The 24,104-nt window shown below is 43.9% G+C and carries 26 protein-coding genes; 14 read left to right on the top strand and 12 right to left on the bottom strand.

What is annotated here, in order from left to right:
- Positions 1–9 precede the first annotated feature (9 nt).
- A complete protein-coding gene (locus AC1DCV_RS21375) occupies positions 10–1,155 on the bottom strand; it encodes an amidohydrolase family protein (RefSeq protein ID WP_477025069.1) in 1,146 nt (381 codons plus the stop codon).
- A 99-nt stretch (positions 1,156–1,254) separates the two neighbouring features.
- Between AC1DCV_RS21375 and prfA the strand changes: the two genes are divergently transcribed.
- The 3 genes from prfA (at position 1,255) to AC1DCV_RS21360 (ending at position 3,980) form a co-directional block, all read left to right on the top strand.
- Complete coding sequence (prfA, locus tag AC1DCV_RS21370) at positions 1,255–2,319, top strand: peptide chain release factor 1 (RefSeq protein WP_477025068.1); 1,065 nt, start codon at positions 1,255–1,257, stop codon at positions 2,317–2,319.
- Positions 2,320–2,492: 173 nt separating this feature from the next.
- Positions 2,493–3,074 carry a hypothetical protein gene (locus tag AC1DCV_RS21365; RefSeq protein WP_477025067.1) on the top strand — a complete coding sequence of 194 codons (582 nt, stop codon included), beginning with the start codon at positions 2,493–2,495 and terminating at the stop codon, positions 3,072–3,074.
- Positions 3,075–3,299: 225 nt separating this feature from the next.
- Positions 3,300–3,980: a YiaD family glycine zipper/OmpA-like lipoprotein gene (locus AC1DCV_RS21360; protein ID WP_477025285.1), complete on the top strand. Its 681-nt coding sequence runs from the start codon at positions 3,300–3,302 to the stop codon at positions 3,978–3,980.
- A gap of 68 nt (positions 3,981–4,048) precedes the next feature.
- On the opposite strand, the gene AC1DCV_RS21355 is transcribed toward AC1DCV_RS21360, so the two are convergent.
- From AC1DCV_RS21355 to AC1DCV_RS21340, 4 genes are all read right to left on the bottom strand, one after another.
- Complete coding sequence (locus AC1DCV_RS21355; protein ID WP_477025066.1) at positions 4,049–4,438, bottom strand: VanZ family protein; 390 nt, start codon at positions 4,436–4,438, stop codon at positions 4,049–4,051.
- A 115-nt stretch (positions 4,439–4,553) separates the two neighbouring features.
- Positions 4,554–4,934 (bottom strand): glycine cleavage system protein GcvH, encoded by a 381-nt coding sequence (gene gcvH, locus AC1DCV_RS21350; RefSeq protein WP_477025065.1) that lies wholly within the window; start codon positions 4,932–4,934, stop codon positions 4,554–4,556.
- 71 nt (positions 4,935–5,005) lie between these two features.
- Positions 5,006–5,668 carry a peptidylprolyl isomerase gene (locus tag AC1DCV_RS21345; protein WP_477025064.1) on the bottom strand — a complete coding sequence of 221 codons (663 nt, stop codon included), beginning with the start codon at positions 5,666–5,668 and terminating at the stop codon, positions 5,006–5,008.
- A gap of 9 nt (positions 5,669–5,677) precedes the next feature.
- Positions 5,678–6,016, bottom strand: coding sequence for a hypothetical protein (locus tag AC1DCV_RS21340; RefSeq protein WP_441573078.1), 339 nt, complete (start codon positions 6,014–6,016; stop codon positions 5,678–5,680).
- 243 nt (positions 6,017–6,259) lie between these two features.
- Here AC1DCV_RS21340 and AC1DCV_RS21335 point away from each other — a divergent pair, with 243 nt between their 5' ends.
- The 5 genes from AC1DCV_RS21335 to rsgA all read left to right on the top strand — a co-directional run bounded on the left by AC1DCV_RS21335 (position 6,260) and on the right by rsgA (position 11,315).
- Positions 6,260–7,261: an AAA family ATPase gene (locus AC1DCV_RS21335; protein ID WP_133806907.1), complete on the top strand. Its 1,002-nt coding sequence runs from the start codon at positions 6,260–6,262 to the stop codon at positions 7,259–7,261.
- A 63-nt stretch (positions 7,262–7,324) separates the two neighbouring features.
- Entirely contained in the window at positions 7,325–8,194 is an 870-nt protein-coding gene (locus tag AC1DCV_RS21330) for a DUF58 domain-containing protein (RefSeq protein WP_477025063.1), read from the top strand.
- Positions 8,195–8,218: 24 nt separating this feature from the next.
- On the top strand, positions 8,219–9,217 hold the full coding sequence (locus AC1DCV_RS21325; RefSeq protein ID WP_477025062.1) for a hypothetical protein: 999 nt from the start codon (positions 8,219–8,221) through the stop codon (positions 9,215–9,217).
- A gap of 29 nt (positions 9,218–9,246) precedes the next feature.
- On the top strand, positions 9,247–10,257 hold the full coding sequence (locus AC1DCV_RS21320) for a vWA domain-containing protein (protein WP_477025061.1): 1,011 nt from the start codon (positions 9,247–9,249) through the stop codon (positions 10,255–10,257).
- A gap of 122 nt (positions 10,258–10,379) precedes the next feature.
- Positions 10,380–11,315: a ribosome small subunit-dependent GTPase A gene (gene rsgA / locus AC1DCV_RS21315; RefSeq protein WP_441573082.1), complete on the top strand. Its 936-nt coding sequence runs from the start codon at positions 10,380–10,382 to the stop codon at positions 11,313–11,315.
- Here rsgA and AC1DCV_RS21310 read toward each other — a convergent pair whose 3' ends face one another.
- Genes AC1DCV_RS21310 through AC1DCV_RS21300 form a run of 3 tightly spaced genes read right to left on the bottom strand, consistent with a single transcriptional unit; the run spans position 11,316 to position 12,210 of the window.
- A complete protein-coding gene (locus AC1DCV_RS21310) occupies positions 11,316–11,462 on the bottom strand; it encodes a hypothetical protein (protein WP_441573083.1) in 147 nt (48 codons plus the stop codon).
- A 10-nt stretch (positions 11,463–11,472) separates the two neighbouring features.
- On the bottom strand, positions 11,473–11,625 hold the full coding sequence (locus AC1DCV_RS21305; RefSeq protein WP_477025060.1) for a hypothetical protein: 153 nt from the start codon (positions 11,623–11,625) through the stop codon (positions 11,473–11,475).
- A gap of 48 nt (positions 11,626–11,673) precedes the next feature.
- Entirely contained in the window at positions 11,674–12,210 is a 537-nt protein-coding gene (locus AC1DCV_RS21300) for a gamma carbonic anhydrase family protein (RefSeq protein ID WP_477025059.1), read from the bottom strand.
- Between the two features lie 91 nt (positions 12,211–12,301).
- Here AC1DCV_RS21300 and AC1DCV_RS21295 point away from each other — a divergent pair, with 91 nt between their 5' ends.
- Positions 12,302–13,483, top strand: coding sequence for an aspartate aminotransferase family protein (locus tag AC1DCV_RS21295; RefSeq protein WP_477025058.1), 1,182 nt, complete (start codon positions 12,302–12,304; stop codon positions 13,481–13,483).
- Between the two features lie 35 nt (positions 13,484–13,518).
- Here the strand turns inward: AC1DCV_RS21295 and AC1DCV_RS21290 are convergent, their stop codons facing one another.
- From AC1DCV_RS21290 to AC1DCV_RS21280, 3 genes are read right to left on the bottom strand one after another with little or no spacing between them, the layout of a single operon-like run.
- Positions 13,519–14,121 carry a hypothetical protein gene (locus tag AC1DCV_RS21290; RefSeq protein ID WP_477025057.1) on the bottom strand — a complete coding sequence of 201 codons (603 nt, stop codon included), beginning with the start codon at positions 14,119–14,121 and terminating at the stop codon, positions 13,519–13,521.
- 3 nt (positions 14,122–14,124) lie between these two features.
- Entirely contained in the window at positions 14,125–14,517 is a 393-nt protein-coding gene (locus AC1DCV_RS21285) for a hypothetical protein (RefSeq protein ID WP_477025056.1), read from the bottom strand.
- 10 nt (positions 14,518–14,527) lie between these two features.
- Entirely contained in the window at positions 14,528–17,047 is a 2,520-nt protein-coding gene (locus AC1DCV_RS21280) for a DUF5686 family protein (RefSeq protein ID WP_477025055.1), read from the bottom strand.
- Positions 17,048–17,170: 123 nt separating this feature from the next.
- Here AC1DCV_RS21280 and AC1DCV_RS21275 point away from each other — a divergent pair, with 123 nt between their 5' ends.
- From AC1DCV_RS21275 to AC1DCV_RS21255, 5 genes are read left to right on the top strand one after another with little or no spacing between them, the layout of a single operon-like run.
- Positions 17,171–17,809 (top strand): hypothetical protein, encoded by a 639-nt coding sequence (locus AC1DCV_RS21275; protein WP_477025054.1) that lies wholly within the window; start codon positions 17,171–17,173, stop codon positions 17,807–17,809.
- A gap of 8 nt (positions 17,810–17,817) precedes the next feature.
- On the top strand, positions 17,818–18,114 hold the full coding sequence (locus AC1DCV_RS21270; RefSeq protein WP_133806897.1) for a winged helix-turn-helix domain-containing protein: 297 nt from the start codon (positions 17,818–17,820) through the stop codon (positions 18,112–18,114).
- 54 nt (positions 18,115–18,168) lie between these two features.
- On the top strand, positions 18,169–19,497 hold the full coding sequence (creD, locus tag AC1DCV_RS21265; protein ID WP_477025053.1) for a cell envelope integrity protein CreD: 1,329 nt from the start codon (positions 18,169–18,171) through the stop codon (positions 19,495–19,497).
- An 8-nt stretch (positions 19,498–19,505) separates the two neighbouring features.
- Entirely contained in the window at positions 19,506–19,877 is a 372-nt protein-coding gene (locus tag AC1DCV_RS21260; RefSeq protein WP_477025052.1) for a diacylglycerol kinase family protein, read from the top strand.
- 12 nt (positions 19,878–19,889) lie between these two features.
- Complete coding sequence (locus AC1DCV_RS21255) at positions 19,890–20,561, top strand: DUF1361 domain-containing protein (protein WP_477025051.1); 672 nt, start codon at positions 19,890–19,892, stop codon at positions 20,559–20,561.
- Between the two features lie 75 nt (positions 20,562–20,636).
- On the opposite strand, the gene AC1DCV_RS21250 is transcribed toward AC1DCV_RS21255, so the two are convergent.
- Complete coding sequence (locus AC1DCV_RS21250) at positions 20,637–24,044, bottom strand: hypothetical protein (protein ID WP_477025050.1); 3,408 nt, start codon at positions 24,042–24,044, stop codon at positions 20,637–20,639.
- Between the last annotated feature and the right edge of the window lie 60 nt (positions 24,045–24,104).

Raw genomic sequence — 24,104 nt, 5'->3', positions numbered from 1 at the left:
AAGTTACAGCTAAATTATTCTCCTGCTTTCCTGGTTAATCAATATTACACCTGGCTGGCTGCCGGTGTTAAAACTGCCATAGGTATCCTGTATGCCCAGGGCCTTTGCGCCGTTAAAAGTAGCCCATTGCAGTATTTCTGCCAACGGAATTTCCGGAAAATGCTGCCGGATGGTTTTTATTTCTTCCCAAACAGACAAGGAGTGGTTAGAAGCCAGGCTGTCGGTTCCAAGGGTAATATTACATTGCAGCTGCCGGAACAGCGGAATATCAGGTAAACGGTTTTCTATGTACAGGTTGGCCTGTGGACAAAGGCACCACCAGGTTTCCAGGAGCTGTTGCTGTGCAAACCGTACATCCTGCTCCGTAGTAAAGGTATTGTGCACCAATAGTATTTTATTTTGGGAGAAGTTGGGCAGATAAGCTTCCAGGCTATTGGTACCAGTAGGTTGGAAGCCGCTGACGTCCATCCCAAACTGACGGTAAAAATTTAGAAAGTCCCCGGTTTTCTGTTGAAACAATTCATTTTCTGCTGCAGTTTCCTGGTTATGAATACACACAGGCGTGTTAGCGGGGGTGCTGGCCAACAATTCAAACAGGGTTTGGCTCACGGAATAGGGTGCATGTGGTACAATGGAGCACTGATGTCGGGAACTGTTGATTTCCCGAAAAGCTGCCAATACATCCAGGCTGTATTGGTAGCGGCTATTGGCGCCGGCATCTGCTACGCCCATGCACTCCACAAAGGAGTGGTAATACATTCTGCCCTGCTGCTTTTTAACCAGGGTGGCAGTACCATTGCAGATGTCGCCAACGGCTGAAATACCGGCCTCCCACATAGCCTGCTCTGCCTGATCAATGATAGCGTTATAGTCGCCGGTATTATTATTCCTGGATTGCATGACCTGGGTAAGGAAGGCAGGTAGCCCGGTTTTTTCCGGTATTACCCCTTTCATATGCGATAATTCCAGGTGGCAATGTGTGTTTATAAATCCCGGGCACAAAACTCCATCCAGTTCCTGTACAGAATCCCCTGCTTCTGATTCGGCTACAATGCCCGCCACTACACCATCTTCCTGAAGAATGAGTACTTTGCCGGGGCCCAGCAGCCGGGTACCGTTAAATATATCTTTTCCCTTTAATTTGATCTGTTTCAATTACCTGCTGTTTAATTAAGTTAATGGTGTTAATTTTGCAACCCGATTGGCAGTATCTTTTTCCGGTTGGGAAAGGATACTCAAAAGTCAAATATAATTATGATAGACAAACTGGAAGCTATAAAAGGTCGTTTCGAGCAGGTATCAATGGCGCTCACCAACCCGGCTGTTGTTAGTGATAACAAGAAATTTGGTCAGCTGAGCAAGGAATACCGGCAGTTGGAAAAGATTGTGAAGGCATATGACGCCTACCGTAAATTACTGGACAATATTGCATTCAACAAGGAAGTGCTGGACAGTGGTGACGATGAAATGCGCGAACTGGCAAAGGCAGAAACGGAAGAATTGCAGGAACAGAAGACTGTTCTGGAAGAGGATATCCGTAACCTGCTGATACCCAAAGATCCCCAGGATGAAAAGAATGCTATTCTTGAAATCCGAGCCGGTACCGGTGGTGATGAGGCCAGTCTTTTTGCGGGTGACTTGTTCCGTATGTATCTCCGTTTCTGTGAACTCAAGGGTTGGTCTACCAGTTTACTGAGTGAAAACCCTGGTTCTGCTGGTGGTTACAAGGAAATTGTACTGGAAGTAAATGGGGATGATGTATATGGCACCCTGAAATTTGAATCAGGTGTACATCGTGTACAGCGTGTTCCGGCCACGGAAGCCTCCGGCCGTGTGCATACCTCTGCTGCTACAGTAGCGGTATTACCGGAAGCAGAAGAAGTGGATGTGGATGTACGTGAAGCAGATATTAAGATGGATACTTTCCGCTCCTCTGGTGCGGGTGGTCAGCACGTAAATAAAACGGAATCCGCAGTAAGGCTTACCCATATTCCTACCGGCGTGGTAGTAGAGTGCCAGGAAGGCCGTAGCCAGCACTCCAACCGTGAAATTGCGATGAAAATGTTACGTACCCGTATCTATGAAGCAGCAGTACGTAAACATGAAGATGCAATTGCCTCCAAACGTAAGAGTCTGGTATCTACCGGTGACCGGTCTGCTAAAATACGTACCTACAACTATCCACAGGGACGTGTTACAGATCACCGTATCGGTATGACTGTATATAATATGGATGCCTTTATGAATGGTGAAATCAAAGATATGATTGATGCCCTTTCTTTTGCTGAAAATGCGGAGAAACTGAAACAAGGAAGCTAGTCTCGTCAAGACTGGGTGTTGTGGAAAGATGCGTGGGATATGTATTCTCTGTTATCTTTCCGCAACGACTCCGTAATTTCCCAAAATATCCTACATTTAGTTAGCGGTCTTGTGTGAATGGGGCTGCTGCACTAAAAGCGAAAACCTTTTCTTCCCCTAAAAATCATCTCCAAATGTTAGAGCAATTAATGGACCTCGTTCGGGAACATGCACAGGGTGCTGTGGTTAACAACCCTGCCATTCCTAATGAACAAAATGAAGCTGTTATTGGCGCAGCTACAGAATCTATTGCATCCGGTTTGCAGCAGGAGCTGGCCAGCGGCAATACAGAAGGTGTACTTTCTTTATTGGGCGGTAATAGTGCTGCATCTGCCAGTAACCCGGTAGTGAGCAATATCTCCAATAACCTGGTGGGTACTCTGTTGGAGAAATTCAACATTGATAAAGGAGCAGCTACACAGCTGGCGGCTACCTTGATCCCAACTGTATTGGGTTCTCTGGCTAATAAAACCAGCGATCCAGCCAATGGTAGTTTCAGCCTGGATGGTATCCTTAATTCACTCACTGGTGGCTCCGCACAGGGCATCAATCTGCAAAGCATACTGGGCAAGTTGTCCGGAGGCCTGGATAAAAATGGTGATGGACATGTAGATCTGGAAGATTTAAAGAGTCTGTTATCCAATGGCGCACAGCAACAGCAACAGGCAAATACTGGTGGTGGTATTGGTGGAATGCTAAAAAATCTGCTGGGTTAATCTTTTTCACAGGTGCAGTTGTTTATTACTCATAGTCGTTTCAACGGTATAAGATATTGTTGCCATGTGTTAAAGACTTATCATTTTTTTGGTTTCTGTTTATTTTTATTAATCAATAAGTTGTGAATATTAAATCAAGTTGGCAGCATATTTGATTACAAGTTTTTCAATTAGTTTTGTCAACGGAATTAATGCTTAAAAACCTTCATGTCTAAAATTATTATGATGAAAAATTTCAATGTTCTGGTAGCTTTGGTTTTGTCTGTAACCATGTTGTTCAGTTGTAAAACCTGGCAGAGCGCGGACAATACTAAAAAGGGTGCTGCTATAGGTGTAGGTGGCGGAGCTGCCGCAGGTGCTATAATAGGTAAAGTTGCCGGTAATACTGCCCTGGGTGCCATCATTGGTGCTGTTGTAGGTGGTGCTGGTGGTGCTTTGATYGGTAAAAAAATGGATAAACAGGCACAGGAAATAAAAACGGAAGTACCGAATGCTACTGTAGAACGTGTAGGTGAAGGTATCAATGTAACTTTTGATGCAGGTGTATTATTTGGTTTTGRTAAATCAAACTTGTCAGCTGTAGCACAGGAAAACATTAAACAACTGGCTGTTGTTTTAAATAAATACCCTGATACTTATGTGCGTGTGGAAGGTCATACGGACGATAAGGGTACAGATGAATATAATATGAGTTTATCTGAAAGAAGAACTAAAGCGGTGATGGCATTCCTGCAGGCTCAGGGTATTGCTGGTAGCCGTATCCAGGGTTTCTGGTATGGTAAGTCACAGCCTAAAGTACCAAACGATTCTGACGCTAACCGCGCTATAAACCGCCGTTGTGAGTTCTCTATCTTTGCAAATGACAAAATGAAAAATGACGCGAAGAAAGAGGCTGGTCAACAGTAATTAAAATATTAAGAACACTTATTTCTCATAAGCAGATATAGATTCCCCCCTGTTTACAGGGGGGAATTTTATTTCTTATCCGTGAAGAACAAGTATCTGACAATTTTAAATACCCACACACCTGCAATAGCGCCAAGAGTATCGGCCACCACATCATACATATCGAAGCTTCTTCCAATGGCCCAGTATTTCTGAATAAATTCAATAGCAAGTCCATAACCGGCAGCAACAATTACCAGTAATACCAGTGTAAGCGGGGAAATATATTTCTTTTGCTTATAAATGCCCAGGCTCAGAAATAATACAATGCCTCCAAACAGGCCAAAATGAACAAACTTATCGAAATGTATTTTATCCAGGAATGAGTTGGAGGGAATATCGTTTCCCGGTAGGGTACACACAACAAGGATCAGGATGATCCATAGAATGGCTGGCGCAAAATATCTCAGAGCTTTCATCTTCTTATTAAATTATTGTTATCCGGTTTCCGACTATTAGTAAAAAGGACAACAGGCTTATCGTAGAATAACGTAGCCTGTTGTCCTTTTCTATATTAAAGATGTTATGGTGCAATTATTCACCTACCAGTGCCTGGTATGCTGCAGCATCCAGCAGGGCTTCTACATCAGCCGGGTTGTTAACGGTAACTTTCACCATCCAGCCTTCGCCGTATGGATCCTGGTTTACCAGTTCAGGGGAGCCATCCAGTTCCGGATTAACTTCACTAACGGTGCCCGCAACAGGCATAAAGAGGTCAGATACTGTTTTCACTGCTTCTACTGTACCAAACACTTCTTCAGCGCCTACTGGTTTACCCAATGAGTTGATATCAACGAAAACTATATCGCCTAATTCGCGCTGTGCAAATTCAGTTATACCGATGGTAGCCACATTACCTTCTAATAAAACCCATTCGTGATCCTTTGTGTAACGCAGGTTTGACGGAAAATTCATATCAAGTTTGATTTTGAGCCGTAAAAATACAGAAAGAATTATGAATTTGGCAATTTGGAGTCATTACCGTTTTAAAATAACCACCACTTTTTAATAACCCTTATCCGCACGGGCACATCTTCCAGTGGCCTGTCATGGCTATCCGTTTTCAGTGCGGCAATTTTATCTATCACATCCATGCCCTTAATTACCTGACCAAATACGGTATAGTTTTGATCCAGATGGGGGCTACCGCCTTCTGTTTTATATACCCGGCGCTGATCCACCGGTATTTTACGGCCTCCCAGCCTTGTTTTTTCCAGTTTATCGAGTTGTTCATCCGTGAATACTTTACCCTGCACAATGTAGAACTGGCAGCCGGAAGAAGCTTTATCAGGTCTGTCGTCCCGGGCAGCACCCAATGCGCCCTTGCGATGGTATAGGTCCAGTTGAAATTCCGGCGGGATAGTATAACCTACATCCCCATTTCCGAGCGTGTCACCGCGATGGGCATGCTTTGAATCCGGATCTCCGCCCTGTATCATAAAATTATTGATCACCCGGTGAAACAGAGTACTGTCGTAGAAGTGGCTTCTGGCCAGCTTTACAAAGTTATTACGGTGTTTCGGGGTTTGATCATACAGTTTAATGATCATGGTGCCGTATGGTGTAATCACTTTCACTCTTCTGTCTTTTGCAGCAGCAAAGAAAGCAAGGAACAACAGGAGGGCACTGAGGGGTAATAGTTTTTTCATAAAATATCTTTATGCTTCTTCGTGATCAGCAAAGTAAGCAATAATATGCTCTTTCAGGAAGTGTTCCTGTTCCATCATTTCCATTTTAGGAACGGGTTGTAATTCTTTAAAATGAGGCCATCCGTCTTTATCGTAGCCATCTACTTCAAAGTATCCGCTCTGACTCAGAAGGGTACATACGGCCACATGCATCAGATCCTGCTTTTGTTCTTTGGTATATTTCTTTTTAAGATTGTTTAATTCATTTACGCCGATCAGGAAAAGGATGGCTTCCATATTGGGCTTTTTACCAAACCTTTCGGTAAGCATTTCTTCTACCGGTTTCCAGCGCTGCTCAAAATCTTCCATATTGTTGTTGCTTTAAATTGTTGGTGTTTTGCCATAAGCTTGTCCCGGCAAATGTACGTTATAGGGAAAAATATTATATAAATATGCCGGGCTTTATTAATTTAGGCAGCGTCTTTAAATGATTAAGTGTCCGAAAATAGCCACAGTGGCAAGTTTAACAGCATTTTAACGGCCTGTTCACATAGTGATAAGTTTTATTTGACCAGAGAATGTTTATTTTAGCACACCTGAAAAATTATTAGCATGGAAAATACATCGTCCGACATCCGGCAACTGAATGAGAAGATTCACCAGGCAAGCGCCTTCGTGGACCTGCTCACAATGGAGTTAGGTAAAGTAATTGTTGGCCAGCGTTATATGGTGGAGAGACTGCTCATCGGTTTGCTGGCCCAGGGCCACGTACTGCTGGAAGGCGTACCCGGTCTGGCAAAAACCTTGTCTATCAAGTCCCTGTCATCCGCTATCAACGCTAAATTCAGCCGTATTCAGTTTACGCCTGACCTTTTACCTGCGGATGTGATAGGTACTATGATCTATAACCAGCAGAAGAACGAGTTCGTGGTGCGCAGAGGTCCCATCTTCGCCAATTTTATCCTGGCAGATGAAATCAACCGTGCTCCGGCAAAAGTGCAGAGCGCCTTGCTGGAAGCCATGCAGGAAAGACAAATCACCATCGGTGACACCACTTTCAAGCTGGACGAACCTTTCCTTGTACTGGCTACCCAGAACCCAATCGAACAGGAAGGTACTTACACCCTGCCTGAAGCACAGGTGGATCGTTTCATGTTGAAAGTAGTGATCGGCTACCCTACCAAAGAAGAGGAAAAACTGATCATCCGTCAAAACCTGAATCCGGAAGCCATGGCTCCTATCCGCCCTATCATACAGCCTTCCGATATCATGGAAGCCCGTAAGCTGGTAAGAGAAGTGTATATGGATGAGAAGATTGAAAAATACATTCTCGATATCGTTTTTGCTACCCGTAATCCGGAAGAGTATAAGCTGAACAAGCTGAAGCCATTGATCGCTTACGGAGGCTCCCCGAGAGCCAGCATCAACCTGGCCTGGGCTGCTAAAGCATATGCTTTCATGAAACGCCGCGGTTATGTGATTCCGGAAGATGTACGTAATGTATGCTTTGACGTAATGCGTCACCGTGTGGGTTTAACCTACGAGGCGGAAGCAGAAAACGTAACCAGCGAAAACATACTGAGCGAAATACTGAACGCTGTAGAAGTACCATAGTAGCTATTGGCTGTTAGCAGTTAGCTTTTAGTGTAATTCTTAATTTGTAATTCGTAATTTCTCATGTTGGATACGGCTGAAATATTAAAGAAGGTAAGACAAATAGAAATAAAGACGAAAGGGCTTACCAACCACATTTTTGCGGGCGAATATCATAGCGCCTTCAAAGGACGTGGTATGTCATTCAGCGAAGTGAGAGATTATCATTTTGGGGATGATGTAAGGTCTATCGACTGGAATGTAACAGCACGATTCAACCACCCTTTTGTGAAGGTTTTTGAAGAAGAAAGAGAGTTGACCGTGATGTTACTGGTGGATATGAGCGAAAGCTCTTCCTTTGGTACCAAAAAACAGGATAAACGTGACCTGATCACGGAACTGTGCGCCGTTCTCGCTTTTTCTGCCATCAAAAATAATGACAAGGTAGGTGTTATCTTTTTCAGTGATGGAATGGAGAAATATATTCCGCCTAAAAAAGGTAAATCACATATCCTGTTCATTATCCGTGAACTACTATCGTTTACGCCTAAACGTAAAGGAACCAATATACAGGAAACCCTGCGTTTCTTTAATAATGCTACAAAGAAACGCAGCATCGTTTTCATGCTGAGTGACTTTCTTTCCGGCAATTATCAGGATGCGCTTAACATCGCCGCCAAACGGCATGATGTGGTAGGAATACAGGTATATGACCAGCGGGATAAAGATTTACCACCAGTAGGATTAATACAGGTGGCAGATGCAGAAACCGGTGCTACCCAATGGATAGATACTACCGACCGCCGGGTGCGCCAGTATTATGAGCAACAATTCCTGCAACATTCACAATACTGCAAAAATGCGTTTATGAAAAGTGGTGCCGAACTGGTAAGTGTACGCACAGATGAAGACTATGTGAAAGCATTACAAACATTTTTCCTCAAGAGGGCCTAAGTTATAATGGAGCGCAAATTGAACATGTATAAACAACAAGTTATAAGACGTATATTTTTATGTTGCTTACTGGGGTTGTTATATCCTTTTAGCCTGCTGGCACAGCAGGCGGTAGACGTGACGGCTAAAGCAGATACCAACAGTATCAGGATAGGTGAGCAGATAAAACTGCAGCTTACCGCCAAGCTCACACCGGCACAGTTTAAGGACGCCAACTTTAAAATACTGTTCCCGGTATTACCGGATTCCCTGGATCATTTTGAGGTAGTTGCCCGTACTTCTCTGGATACACTGGTCAACCAGGATCAGCACATTCTTCACCAAACATTTACACTCACCAGTTTCGACTCCGGCCATTGGGAAATTCCTCCTATGCGGTTTGAAGTATTCGCTGGTGCTAATACCAATCCCGATTCAGCGGTTACACTGCCGGTAGGTATAGATGTAAATACGGTGGCTGTAGATACTACCAAAGCCTTTAAACCCATCAAAGCGGTGCAATCAGTGCCCTGGAATATCTGGGACTACTGGCTGTATATCGCCATCGGGATCACGATTGTATTAGTAGCAATAGGTATCTGGTGGTATCTCCGTACAAGACCTAAGAAAGAAAAGGTAATTAATATTCCTACTGTTTCCCCGTACGAAATTGCTGCTCAGGAACTGAAGGCACTGAAAGAAGAAAAGTTGTGGCAGCAAGGTGATATTAAACAATATTATACCCGGTTAACGGATATTCTGCGTACTTACTTTGAGCATCAGTTCAGCATTGCTGCGCTGGAACAAACAAGCGAGGAATTGCTGCAGAATATTAAACCTGTTACGAAGCTGAATCAGCAAAGAGATAAGCTGCGTAGCCTGCTGGCTATTGCCGATCTGGCGAAGTTTGCCAAATTACAGCCTACGGCAGAAGAGCATGAAGAGTGTATGCGCAAGGCAGAAGAAATTCTGGAGTGGACTAAACCCAAGGCAGGGGCACCCGCAGAAGCAGCAGGCGCGGAAGGTGAGAAACAACAAGCATAAAGCCAGAATGGATCTTAATTAGAAAATTGATGGATTTTTCAACGTGGAAAAATATTGAATTTGCCTACCCGGTTTTCCTGTGGCTATTGCTGCTGGTACCGGTGCTGATATACTGGTACTTTGCCCGCCGCAAGGGCCGGCAGAGTGTGATGATGGTTTCTTCCCTGGAAGGATTAAAAGGATTACCGATATCCTGGAAGGTGCGTTTCAGACCATTATTACTGGTGCTGCGCCTGTTGGCGGTCATAGCACTGATTGTAGCGCTGGCCCGTCCGCAAACCTCCAATACCTCTGAAAGCATAGATAGTGAAGGAATTGATATCGTAATGGCTATAGACATCTCCGGTAGTATGCTGGCGGAAGATCTGCAGCCCAATCGTATGGAGGCTGCTAAAAAAGTGGCCACCGACTTTGTGGATAAACGCATCAGCGACCGTATTGGCCTGGTAGTGTTTTCCGGCGAAAGCTTTACGCAATGCCCTATCACCACTGATCATGCAGTATTGAAAAACCAGATCATGCAGGTGAAAAGCGGCATGTTACAGGATGGTACCGCAATCGGTATGGGCCTGGCTACTTCGGTAGACCGCCTGCGCAACAGTCATGCTAAAAGCAAAGTAATCATCCTGCTCACAGATGGGGTGAACAACACCGGCCTGATAGATCCACTCACCGCACTGGATATCGCCAAGGCATTTAAAATCCGGGTATATACCATTGGGGTAGGTACTATCGGTAAAGCGCCGTTTCCTATGCCAATGGCGGATGGTAGCGTGCAAATGGTGATGCAGGACGTGCAGATCGATGAACCGCTGATGAAAAAGATTTCCAAAGAAACAGGTGGAAAATATTTTCGGGCTACCAATACCAATGATCTGAAAAGCATTTATAATGAAATTGATCAGCTGGAGAAGACCAAGGTAGAAATTACCTCCTACAAACGTTTTGCAGAGCATTTCTTCCTCCTGGCCATGATCGCACTCGGATGTATACTACTGGAAGTAGTACTGCGTTACAGTCTGTTCAAAAGCCTGCCCTAAGAGGCGGAAAGCATAAAGGATAAAGCAAAAAGCTATTGAGGCGAATGTATAAACAGCCTCAATAGCTTTTTGCTTTCCGCTTTATCCGTACCTTTGGTACTCTTATAAAATATCAGAAACTATTGCAAGCAACAGTATACAAATCAACGGGAAGCTGGTATGTGGTAAAAACTACCACTGGTGAAACATTTCAGGCAAGAATGAAAGGTATTTTCAAGAAAGATGAAGATATTACTTCCACCAACCCCATTGCTGTGGGCGATACAGTGGAAATAGTGCCGGACGACAGTGATGCGAATGCCAAAAATGCCATGATAACGGAAATCGGTCCCCGCAAGAATTATATTGTGCGCAGCTCCCCTCATGGGAAAAACAAAAAACATATTGTAGCTGCTAATATGGATCAGGCCATGCTGATCTGCACTGTAAAGGAGCCACGTACCTCACAGGGCTTTATAGACCGCTTCCTGGTAACTGCTGCAGCCTATCACATTCCGGTGATACTGGTGTTCAATAAAAAAGATATTTATAAAGAAAAAGAAACGGAGAAGTATGATGAACTGGAGGAACTATACGGCAGTATTGGTTACCAGGTTTTATTGATCTCTGCTTCCAAAGGCGATAGTGTAGATGAAGTAAGGGCATTGCTGAAAGATAAAACCACCCTGATGGCCGGACATTCCGGTGTAGGGAAATCCTCTCTGATCAATGTGCTGATGCCTGGCCTGGACCTCAGAACCAAAGCCGTGAGTGGCTGGAGCGGCAAAGGATTACACACTACTACGTCTGCCGAAATGTATGACCTGCCATTTGGCGGATGCCTGATAGATACCCCCGGAGTGAGGGAATTTGGTATTGTAGACATTCCCAAGCCGGAATTATCCCACTATTTCCTGGAAATGCAACCATATATTACCCAGTGTCAGTTTAACAACTGTTTGCATATCAATGAGCCCGGCTGTGCAGTGAAAGTTGCCGTAGAGGAAGGGCATATCGATGTAGACAGGTATGTTAGCTATGCTACCATCCTGGAAACAATACAGGAAGAACAGTACTGATCAGCCTTTCTTTGGTTTACCTAATTCGTCCAGCACTTTTTCAGCACCCCAGTTGCGTCTGGGCTGTGGGCAACCTTTCTTTTGAGTACGACAGGCGGCTAACAGGATAACAGCCAGCAATAAGACGATGGAGACGGTTTTACGCATGAGTAATTTTTTAAAATAAACGACTCATTTGTTTACCCGCCTTGCGGTTACTTTGCTTGATATCTTTCGTGTAGTAATTGGAAGAGGGACATCCTGTTTTCTGCGATGAACAGCCGGTGAACAGGATGTTGCCCAATATGAGCAGGCACAAAATAGATTTCATAGGAGGGTATTTGCCTGCAATATAACCTTTTTCTATAACATGAACAGGTTATGGTTCTTTTACTTCTTCCGCCTCCTGATACCAGGATGCGTACATGTTATAGTTCTTGGAAATACGGTTTATTTCTCCCTTAATCAGGGCCATATCAATATCTTTTACTTTTTTGGCAGGCACTCCGGCATAAATAGTACCTGGTTCCACATTGGTGCCGGCGAGTACCACTGCACCGGCGGCAATAATACTATTGCTGCTGATATGGGCATTATCCATTACAATAGCCCCCATTCCGATCAACACATCATTATCAATTGTACAACCATGCAGAATAGCATTGTGGCCAATAGACACATTATTACCTACAATGGTTTTTGACTTCTGGTAGGTACAATGGATCACCGCACCATCCTGTACATTCACATTTTCGCCCAGACGTATACTGTTTACATCACCGCGAACAACTGCATTGAACCATACTGTGCAGCCTTTTCCCATTACTACATCCCCTACTATAGTAGCATTGGGAGCAATATAACAGTCTTCTGGAATTTGAGGAGTAATTCCCTTTAKTGGAATAATGTGCGCCATAATAATGTGTTTTAATGCTTACTTTACAAATATAACAATTACTAATTAGCAGTTGTTTTCTAACTTCGCAAAGAACAGAGCAGTTAGTGATATGAACAACAGGCAACTTTTTTTGCAGCACGTAGCGCAAACTTCTGATGCTCCTCTGGCATTGGAAATAGTGAAGGCGGAAGGCATGTATATGTGGGATGTAAATGGCAAACGGTATCTGGACCTGATTGCCGGTATTAGCGTATGTAACGTAGGACATTGCCATCCGGCAGTAGTAAAGGCGATACAGGAACAGGTGCAGCAATATATGCACCTGTTGGTATATGGTGAATTTGTACAGTCGCCACAGGTGGCCTTCGCCACACTGCTCACACAACATCTTCCGGAACAGCTGGACTGTGTATATTTCACCAACTCGGGTGCAGAGGCCGTAGAAGGTGCCATGAAGCTGGCTAAACGTTTCACCGGCAGAACAGAAATCGCTGCTTTTAACCGCAGCTACCACGGGTCTACGCAGGGTGCTCTGAGCATCCTGGGCGATGAATACTGGCGTAATGCCTACCGGCCTTTGTTGCCAGGCATTCAACACCTGGAGTATAATAATTTTGATTCGCTGGAACTGATTACACATAATACCGCAGCCGTTATTGCAGAAACGGTACAGGCAGAGGGAGGTGTAAATTTACCACAACGGGAATGGCTACACGCACTTCGTGCTAAATGTACTGCCACCGGAACATTATTGATATTAGATGAAATTCAGTGCGGATTCGGGAGAAATGGTACACTGTGGGCATTTGAACAATTCGGTATCATACCGGATGTTTTACTGCTGGGTAAGGCGTTAGGCGGAGGTATGCCCTTAGGTGCTTTCATCGCCTCCCGCGAAATAATGTGGACATTAACCAACAACCCCGTGCTGGGCCATATTACTACTTTTGGCGGGCATCCGGTAAATTGTGCTGCTGGCCGTGCAGGCTTCCAGGCCTTACTGGATCAGGATTTGCTGAAAGATGTAAAAGTAAAGGAGCAGTTATTTCTTCAACAGCTGAAACACCCTGCTATTAAATCTGTCCGCTCTCTTGGATTGATGATAGCTGTGGAATTTGAGAGCTTCCCTGTTAATAAAAAAATCATTGATTATTGTATCGCAAATGGCATGGTAACCGACTGGTTCCTGTTTGCCGCAGAATGTATGCGCATTGTGCCTCCACTTATTATTACACCAGCGGAAATTGAATGGGCTTGTAAACTGATCTGCGAAGCAGCTGATACGGCTTGATAAATAATGCAGGTATTAAAAGTTAGTGGACGTTGCTATTTGAGATTGGATGGAACTGGCGGAACAGGAGTTTCTATGGACGAGAAACCGTTGGCGGTATACAACTTCATAAGCAACGCAGATAATATCAACGGATCCATCCCGTTTTTCTGAGAGGATAAATTACTGGAATTACGCCAGGTCATAGATTTATACACCAGGATACCTATATCAGGAGAGAAGAAATAACAGCTGCCACCATCTTGTATATCCATGTTCAGTAATAGTTTGAATACGCGGAAGTGATGATCGTTTAATGTGAACGTAGTATCTCTGTTCATTGTTAAAAGTTTACTTTCCTCCTCCTTCTCTCTATACGTGAAACGTTGATAACTGCTATCAAATGAAATGGCGAAAGTGTATTGATCACTTTGATAGGTATATACTGTATTGCTGTCGTTGGTAGATTTGCTCACCAGGAAGCTGTCTATGTGCAGGCTTTCTTTGTGAACTTTCAGGAAGATATCCAGTCTTAAGGTATTTCTATAAGCACCTATTCTTTCATTCCATGTTTTTATTTGCCGCTCCTTCTTTTTTTCCTGAACATAAGAGCAGGAAATGAGCAGACAGCCTATCAGCAGGTAGCGTGCATACTTCATGTATCACGAATTCAGCCGGCTTAAAGATAGGGTAACACTTTTAGCAAATAGCTCTATGGCATCTTTTTCGAGTAAAGACAGGTAGTAATAGTACTTGCCTTGTGCCGTCATTTCATGCAGGTTATTGTTGTATTTAAATCGTCCGCGATAAAACTGATCAAGGGTCCCACTGTCAGTTGATTTTTCAGGATGGATCGTGAAGTTGGTAATCGTTGCCTGATGAAACTCTACAATGATTTTGAAGTCATCATTGGTGAACCTTAATTGTAGCTTTTTATCGGTAGGATCCAACTGTATTTTGATGCATTGAAAATCATTATGCAGATCATAAGGATGGCCATCTATTTCGCCCACCATGATACTTTCAAACAGCGGTGTATGTGTTACATCTTTCATGAGCAAACAATTAAAACTGTAGTTTGAAACTGCCGAATACGCCGAAACGCTTGTTGGCAGGTTCGCCCGGCGTTACATCCGGTGTTACTCTCCAGATAAAGTCTACCCGCAGGAATTTAAAAATATTTTCTATACCGGTACCCAGTTCCAGATAGGGATTGCCCTGTAAGGTTTTGAATGGATAGCCGTTGTTAAGGTTCAGTTGTTTGTTGGATTCAGATAAAGAGCCGATAACGCCTTTCGCTGTCCAGAACTGGCGCCATTTTAATTTTTTGATTAATGGAATGTAACCGAATACACCATTACCGATGGTATGCTCTACGTTGAATCCTACGTATTGATCACTGATGAACTCAAAGCGGTTCATCATGTTAAAGGCATATTTGTTATAGTAGTAAATTTCATTACCAGGGTGCACTTCAAGGGAAGTGTAGGGGACGGTACCAAAAATTTTACCACCAAATACATTATAGTAAATAGACCCGAAAGGCGGTAGTTTAACGTAGTCGGATACACTGAGTGAGGCGCGCTGGTATTTCTGACCGCTGTTGGCGATGCCAGGTATACCTGCAGCAAGTTTCAACTCTGCAATCGGATATTTACTGCCTAAACTGATACGGTAGTAATTGCCTTCCAGGAATTGCTCATGGAAAGCGTAGCGGAATTTCACTTCTATTTCCATACTGGTCAGCGGATCCCGGTTGTTGGGTCCTTTTGGATAGTATGCAGCTGTGGGTAATGGTTCATATGGCCTTACCTGTTTGTGTACCAGGTTTATCTGATGAGAGAAACCGCTGTAGTATTCCTTGAAGAATTCCACGCGTTTTTCATCTACCATCAAAAATTTCTGTGGCACTCCACCCTTGCGTATGGCCAGTGTGAAAATATTATCCGTACCTACTTCATCATAATAGTGAGTACCATTATCCAGATCTTTTGTATAGGCTGCATAGATGTAGGTGCGTGGATGCCTTTTCAGCAACCATAAAGCAGACATTTTTCCTTTGTATACATGATCTTTGAAGCCATAGGCCAGATAGCCATATAAGTAGAGATCTTTATTGAATTTAGGGGTAGTACCGAGGTCCATTCTTAAACGGAATCCTTCCAGCCTGTTTTGTGAAAACAGGTAATAGTAAGGGCCAAACTCAATTGGGCCAACTGGTTTATACCCGGTGGCCAGGAATCGGATGGTATTGGAATACGTTCTGAACAGTGGCATTTTCTGAAGGGTATCCACCATTTTGTAAATGCCTTCTTCATTTTTGCTGAGGTCTTCCGGACGGTTATCCATCCAGAAAGAGTCTTTCCGGATGCGTGCACTGTCCATTACCACTACAGGTTCCGGATACTTTTTATCACTGAAGATGTTGGTGGCAGCGGTATCATTTGTAATGACGTTATCATAGCTCGTTGTTTTGCGGCCAATAAAATCAAACGTTTTCCCCGGCCTGGGGCTGGGTGCCCAGAAGTCGGCCACAAATTTATCTTTATACAGGAACCAGGAACTGTCTTTTAGTTGCCGGAATTCCTGTACCATACTGATTTTATGAACGAAATTGATATTGGCGTCGCGGGGAACAGATAAGGTTGTTTTCTGAACGGCGTAGGTGGTATCATGTACCCAGAGATCACCGATAAATGTATTTTCTCCTTTTCGTTTGGGCGTGAAGTTTAGTTTAATAAACCGTTGTCCGTTGATGTATTGTGTATCTGCAATGGAGTAGTCGTAATAGAAAGCGCCGTTATGATGTATCGGGCTTACAAATTGTTTATCGAATACGGGAATGAAGTTATCGTACACATTTACATTCTGGTACATTCCTCCCAGGAATTTTGTCACGCTTTCATTGTCGATACCGGAGGTACGGGCAGCTTTAATCACTTCCTTTGTCTTGCGGGGGCTCGACTGGAAATAATAATCCGACAATGTTTCAGTGAGGAAAATGGGTAGGAAGGGTTTGTCTTCCGAGGTGCTGTCTATGTTATCAAAAATAAACGCAAATGGTTTAGTGAAGCGGTTTCTTCCAAGTTTCTCTTTATTGAGATTCTTCATGTCCAGCTCCAGCTTATTATACACCTCATATTTGTAATTATCGAGGCGGTTATAATTGTTCTCCGGTTTATGCTTAATAATTTGTTTGAGCAGGATCAGGGCCCAGTTTACGTTGGCTTTTATTTCATATGTTTTCAGTGAAACATCTGAGCGGGTGACTTCAAAATTGATCGTCTGTTCTTTCAGGTCTTTATGTACGGGGAGTTTCAGGATGTTATATCCCATTACCCTTACCAGTAGTGAATCTGATGGGATAACATTTAGTTCGAACAGGTATTTACCTTCCGCGTTGCTAACCATACCGGTTTGGGTATGTACGAACTGAAGAGTGGCGAAGGGGATGATTTCCTGTGAGTGCGCGTCCCTGACCACTCCACTAACCTTGTACTGCTGCGCCATCAAACCCGAACACCAAACGCTTACGCCGATGATTATTGCTAATATTCTTTTCCAGCCAACCATATCTGACAACAATATTATATTATTTATCTCTATTCTACGCAGACGGTATCCTTTAGGTAACGCAGTTATAACAAAAAATTATATTTTAAGATTCAAATATTTCTATTAGCTTTGTAATGCAAAGTACTTTTCTGTATGACAGACCAACAACATCTGCAAGCATTAACTGACATTAAGCGCCTCATGGAGCGGAGTAGCCGTTTCATTTCGCTGAGTGGATTAAGTGGAATATCTGCCGGCATCAGCGGGCTGATTGGAGCATTCATAGCGCGTAACTGGCTGGTAGCATATTATGTCAGATGGGAAGCTGTAGGTGCCTACAATGATGCAGATTACAGGATATTAAAGTATCGCTTAATCGCCCTGGGATTAGCTGTAATGGCAGCGGCGCTGGCCGGGGGAACTTTTTTTACCTGGCGCAAGGCGCGGCAGAATAATTTACCGATCTGGGATTTAACCGCGCGGAAAGTGCTGATTAACACCGCTATTCCTTTGGCAGCCGGTGGTGCTTTTATTGCGGGGTTGTTATATAACCACCTGGAAGGACTTGTAGCCCCTACCTGCCTGGTATTTTATGGATTGGCCATTATAAATGCCAGCAAATATACCCTGCCGGATGTGAAGTATCTGGGCATATGTGAAACGATCCTCGGTATACTTAATCTTTTCTATTTGCGCAAAGGCCTTTATTTTTGGGCAGTAGGTTTTGGGCTGCTACACATCATTTATGGCGCATTGATGTGGTGGAAATATGAACGGAAAAGGACTATTTAATCAATAGCATGAACCCGATAGGTAACTTAAACAAAATATTCGAGAGCCGTATACGCCTGGGCGTGATGAGTATATTGATGGTGAATGAGGAAGTTAATTTCAATGACCTCAAGCAAATGCTGGAAGTAACAGACGGTAATCTGGCTTCTCACCTCAATACACTGGAAGAAAATGGCTATCTGAAAGTGCATAAGGGCTTTATTGGCCGCAAAACCAATACTACTTATGCTATTACCGCTGCCGGTGAGAAGGCCTTTAAAGGGCATCTTGCTGCCCTGGAGCACATGATAAAATTCACTAAATAAATTTTTTTTGCCTATTTACTTTGAAATGCAAAGTACTTTCTAAAAAATAAAAATATGGAACCTTCAACTAATKAACCACTTTCTTTCTTCGACCGGTACGCCTACGCCCTTAAAGCAGGCATTATTGTAATACTGATACTGGTATTGCTGATACCCGCCAACATGATTCAAAACCTCATATGGGAGCGCCGCGACAGGCAGGAGGAAGCTTCCAAAGAAGTCAGCAGCCGCTGGGGAAATGAACAGAACATCACAGGTCCGGTGCTGGCCATTCCCTATAAATCCACTTCGGGAAACGCAACCAGTTATGTTTACCTGTTACCGGAAAATCTTAAAATCAATGGGGAACTCTTACCAGAAAAATTACAAAGAGGTATTTTCAATGTAGCGGTGTACAACGCTAAACTGCAACTGAGTGGCGCTTTTAACAGAGAAGCTATGGCATCTCTAAACATCTCTCCTTCCGCCTTAGATTGGGAACATGCGTCATTACTCATTGGCGTCAGCGATCTCCACGGCATTGATAACCAGGTGCAGATGATGTGGAATGGTAAGAACTACCTTTTTAACCCGGGGGTGGTCAGCAGTGATCTGTTTAACAGTGGTATCCAGTCACCGTTGGCCATCATACCAGGAGACACCAGCGCATTGAGTGGCAATTTCTCTCTGGAGCTGGGCGTAAAAGGTTCCGGTAGGATTAGCTTCTCCCCCATTGGTAAAACCACTACAGTGGCCATCAACTCCAGCTGGCCGAATCCCAGTTTTGATGAGGCCTTTCCGCCTAAAACCAGACGGGTAGACGATAAAGGCTTTGCCGCTTCCTGGCAGGTGCAGCACCTGAACCGCAGCTATCCCCAAAGCTGGGAAGGAAAAAAGTTTAATATCCACTCCGCCGACTTCGGTATCAAATTATTTATGCCTGCCGAAAGCCATCAGATGTCTATGCGTGCCGTGAAATACGCCATCATGATCATCGGACTTACCTTCTTTGTATTTTATTTTATTGAATTATCACAGCGCCGCGCCCTTCATCCAATACAGTATGCCCTGATCGGATTAGCCCTTTGTATTTTTTATACCCTGCTCATATCTATTTCAGAACAAATTAACTTTATTATGGCTTACATTATTGCCAGTGTACTCACGATAGGTCTGATTATTGCATATACGGCTGCTGCCTTTAAAAGCATCCGTATTGCTGCAGGCATAGGAGCCACACTTACACTGATTTACGGATTTATTTATGTAATCATCAGTGCAGAAGACCAGGCACTGCTGATGGGAAGCTTAGGACTCTTTATTATCCTGGCCCTGATCATGTACTTCAGTACGACCATCAAATGGGATAAGTTAGGACATAAAAACACCACTATTATTCAATAAAAACGAACATGGGAAATTCTTATATCAGCAAACGTTTAGCCAGCTTCGGATACGCATTCAATGGTATCGGCGCCTTCCTGCGCAGTGAGCCGCATGCACGCATCCACGCAATCGCTACCCTCGTTGTAGTGGCTGCCGGTTGCTGGTATAAAATAGCCACGCCGGAATGGATTTGGATCATCCTGGCAACAGCATTGGTTTGGACAACGGAAATGTTGAATACAGTTGTTGAAAAAATAATGGATCACCTTTCCCCACAACTACATCCCAAAGTGAAGTTCATCAAAGATGTAGCCGCGGGCGCAGTACTAATAGCCGCCATAGCGGCGGCTATTATCGGGGCTGTCATATTTATTCCCTATATTTTTAAAACCATCTAACATCATAACCATATGCAATTGAAAAGAACCATCCGTTTAGCACAACACCGTATCAGCCGCTCCCGGCCTCAATATACACTGTATGCCTCTGTCCTGTTCAGTCTGGCGTTGCTCTTATGTCGTGTCATCCATACCGGCAGTAACCTCCGTGTTTCCCTGATATGGAACCTTTTCCTGGCTTATGTGCCTTTTGCCATTACCCGCTGGATGGAGAAACATCCGGAGCAGATAAAGAACCGTTACAACTGGTACGGCTGCTTTATTTGCTGGCTGCTGTTTATTCCCAATGCGCCTTATATACTCACAGATCTCTTCCACCTCTTTGACGGAGGGGTACCGTTATGGTTTGATCTGTTTGTAATTTTTTCCTTTGCCTGGAATGGTATGATGCTGGGATATATTTCTATTCGCAGTATGGAAAACATGTGGAGTCAGCGCCATTCCCGCTGGCCGGCCTGGTTATTCACTTTCCCGGTGATGTTCCTTTGTGGAATGGGCGTTTATATTGGCAGATTCTTAAGGTATAACAGCTGGGATATTGTAAAAGATCCGCTTACCCTGCTGGGTGATATGAGAGACATTGTGCTGCATCCCGTGGAAAACCGCAGTGCATGGGCTTTTACAATATGCATGGGCATCTTCCTGAGCCTGATGTATCCATTGGTAAAGAAACAACATAGCTGATCAGTATTTCACAAAAAGAAAAAGGGAGAACATGATCTGTTCTCCCTTTTCTATTAATAGATAAAAAATTCGCGTTTAGAAATCCACTCCCATTCCAAAGTACCATATCGGGCTGCCTCTGAAAAACGCTACTGCAGGCCAGCCTGCATCTGCACGGAGGAAGTAGCCGGCAATAGTGGTACGGGCACCGAAGCCATATCCACCTACAAACGGACCAAGGAATCCTTCTTTAATACGGGTAGTGATACCAGAAGTAGGATTGGTATAATTGGTATAATTAGCATCCTTAAAGCTCAGCTTTTTGTTCCACGCAGTACCTATGTCAATGAAGGAGGTTACCTGGAAATTACGCAGGAAAGCAGAGTTGATAGGCTTATCTATAAATGTGGCGAATACTGGTAAACGAAGCTCTGTATTTAATACCATCGCATTGTTACCATTCCTCGCATTTTGTTTGTAACCACGCAGATTTTCAGCTAATGTTTGGAAAGCATAGTTGACACTCATATCTACTGGGTTATTGGTATTGATCTGTGGATTTAACCAGTTATCTACACCACCCAGGTAATACAGCAGCTTACGTGTTCCCCACGACATATCCATGGCGAAGCGGGTAGCCCAGATGAAGTTGCGGTAAATCTTTTCATAGTGACGGATATCTATTCCCATGTTATAGGTAAATCTGCCCTGAGCGGCTGCAGAAGTAGCCGGGTTGAACAGCTCATTCAAACCATTATTGGTTAACTGCGCGTTGGTTTCTCCATAAATTTTATAGCGGGTACCATTCCAGATATTAATAGCCGGGTTAATGGTATTGTCATACACATATTCCAGGCGCATTAATGCATACGTTTCTTTGCGATCTTTAAATAACAAAGGTGGCTTATCAGTGGCCTGTACTACCAGTTTATCAGTACGTATGCCTGCCGACAGACGAATGCTTCTCACCTGGTCAAACGGATAGCGTATTTCTCCCTGGTAAATATTGGTAATAAACTTAGTAGGTCCGGAAGCGGTAAGGTTGCCGGTTGAATCATAAAAGTTTAATGCGGAGTTCTTATCCACTTTGCGGTAGTACGTGAATTTGTAGTCAAACCGCTTTTTCAGATAACTGGCATTGAAGAAATATTCAGACCCTTGCAGGGAAGACGGAATCCGGAAGCCACCATTGAATTTCAAGTCTTCAAACAGATCACTTACCCCAATCTTGATTAATCCGTTCACAGGATCGGTAAGACGTATAGGGGCTTGCGGCTGACCGGTGAAAGGCTGGTACTTGTTAATCAGCACCGAGTTATCCAATTGCAGGATCAGGTAATCAGAAGCAAACTTGTATTTATATGGGAACAGCTTTGATTTCTTCAGTATTTGTTCGTCTTCTCTTTTCTTCTCGAACAGGGCCGGACCTTTTGCCTCACCAGTAGCGGTGCTGTCGGCCGGTTCATTGCCAAATTCATTCTGGAAGAAATTGGTATGGGTAGTGGTGTCTTTTAATGGCGCCTGATAAGTGGGGAGTCCCAAACGGAGACTATCGTTATGCATCTGTGAGCGTCTGAAGTTGGTAGCACGGGCGGTGATGTTTCTTTTCTTCAGTACCACGGTATCTACTTTCAGCTTCATCAGGCGTTTGATATCGGCATATTGTACCACTTCAGATACTTCTCCCTTTTCACCGGTAATCCGGGATTCCTGTATACCATACGGGTAGTTGGAAATAGGGAAAGTATAGGTAGAATCTTTAGTGAGCGCCACTGCTTCAATAGAATCCGGGGCCGTGGTGCCATAGGCGACCAGTGCGGAGTCCAGTTCTTCCGGTTCCGGATTATGCAAAATTTCTGAGCCTACATAAAACAAAGAATCCACACCATCGGCCTGGGACTTGAAGAACCCGGCATAACGGTTACGGATACCGTTGGCATCAGATACAAAGGTGAAGTGGGTAGTGTTGTACTGCATCGGCAGTTTGGCGTTACCATACTGGAGGTCCGTTAACTGGGTAATCTGTTTTTCAGAGCTCTTGTTCCAGTTGTCCACCATGAAAATATTGAAAGGCCTGTTCATCAGCGAAGTATCTGTACCTCTTCCTTTGGGCGAAGGCCTGTTGGAAGAATAGAGAATACCGCTTTTGCCAGGGAAGGCAGCAAAGGAAGGATCCAGGTCATCATATACGTCATTGGTGATCTGGTCTGTTTTGGAATTGCTGATATTATAAGTGAAAATATCGGTGTGGCCATTTTTCACGGCAGAGAGTAACAGGGTATTTTCCTGTACCGGCATGTATTTAAAGTCTATTATCCGGTCAAACTGATTCAGTTCCTGCCGTATAGTCGTACGGGTAATCAGGTCATAGATCATCAGTTTGGTTTTGCCTTCATGCTCATATACCACGGCGAGACGGTTGCCTTTAGTGTTCCAGGCCAGCTGCGGATAGTTAGGATCTACCTGGTTGGCCAGTTGCATTACGCCGCTACGCAGCAGTACCTTAGGTTTGTTCCATCCCAGCTGTATCTGCACGCGGTATACGCCTTTTTTAAACTCCACTACTGCATAGGAGTTATTCTTAGGGTTTGGATTGAAACGATAGTATTCTGACTTGGGAGTTATTTCCTGGGCTACAATAGTGCGGCCTTTGGCGGATGTTTTTCTCCTGCGGTTATCTTCCTGGAATCGTTTCTGATAAAATACGAAGAAGTCTTTAGTTGCTTTTTTAGGGGTTTGGTTCAATACCTGTTCAAATCCTTTTTTCAGTCCGCGGTTAATACGGGTAATATACATAAGGTAAGGCACGGCATCTTTACCATACTTACTTTCCACATAATACCAGAAAGCCTGACCTGCCAGGAAGGTATGATCATAGGCCAGTGCATTAAAGTTGCTGTATTTGCCGGACATAAGGATCAGTTTCAGTTCCTCATCCTGTTCGGCCGTCCAGTTTTCGGCAGCATATCCTATAAAGCCATCTGTAAACCATTTAGGGAAATCTATGAGGGCGGCGTTACCGGCAAATTCGCCGATATCTTCCCCAAAAAGCAATGTTTCCAGCATAATACGGGCAATACCCTGTCTTATCTGCCGGCGGAGGTGCTCATGATTGCCATCAAAGTAAACGATCATCTTGTTCCCTACCAGCTTTGTTACCCCTCCTGTATTCTGCCACTCCACGCCAATACCGATATTGGACTGCTTCATTTCCCCGAAGGAGTTGTAAACCACAATATTAATGCGCTGTCTGGGATTGCTCTCCATGAACTGTTCCAGCTGAGGTAATTCCTTTTCGGCTACCTGGGCGGCATACTTACCAAGTTCAAGTCCATTCTGACTGAAATAGGTATTGAAATGACGGCTTTGATAGTATCTCCACTTAAAGTTCTTGAACTGCACTCGATTTTGGCCGAATTCTACTGTATTGGTCTGGGCTTGCGATACTATCGTTCCAAGTAATAGGGTACCGTGGAATAATAACCGGGTAATAAATCTGTTCATACAGAAAGTATTGATAATATTGTGATCTGTTTTAAAATTAGCCTAAAAAAATCGGGTAAC

Source organism: Chitinophaga sp. 10T418, assembly GCF_056394125.1.
This window is presented reverse-complemented; position numbering and strand designations above follow the sequence as displayed.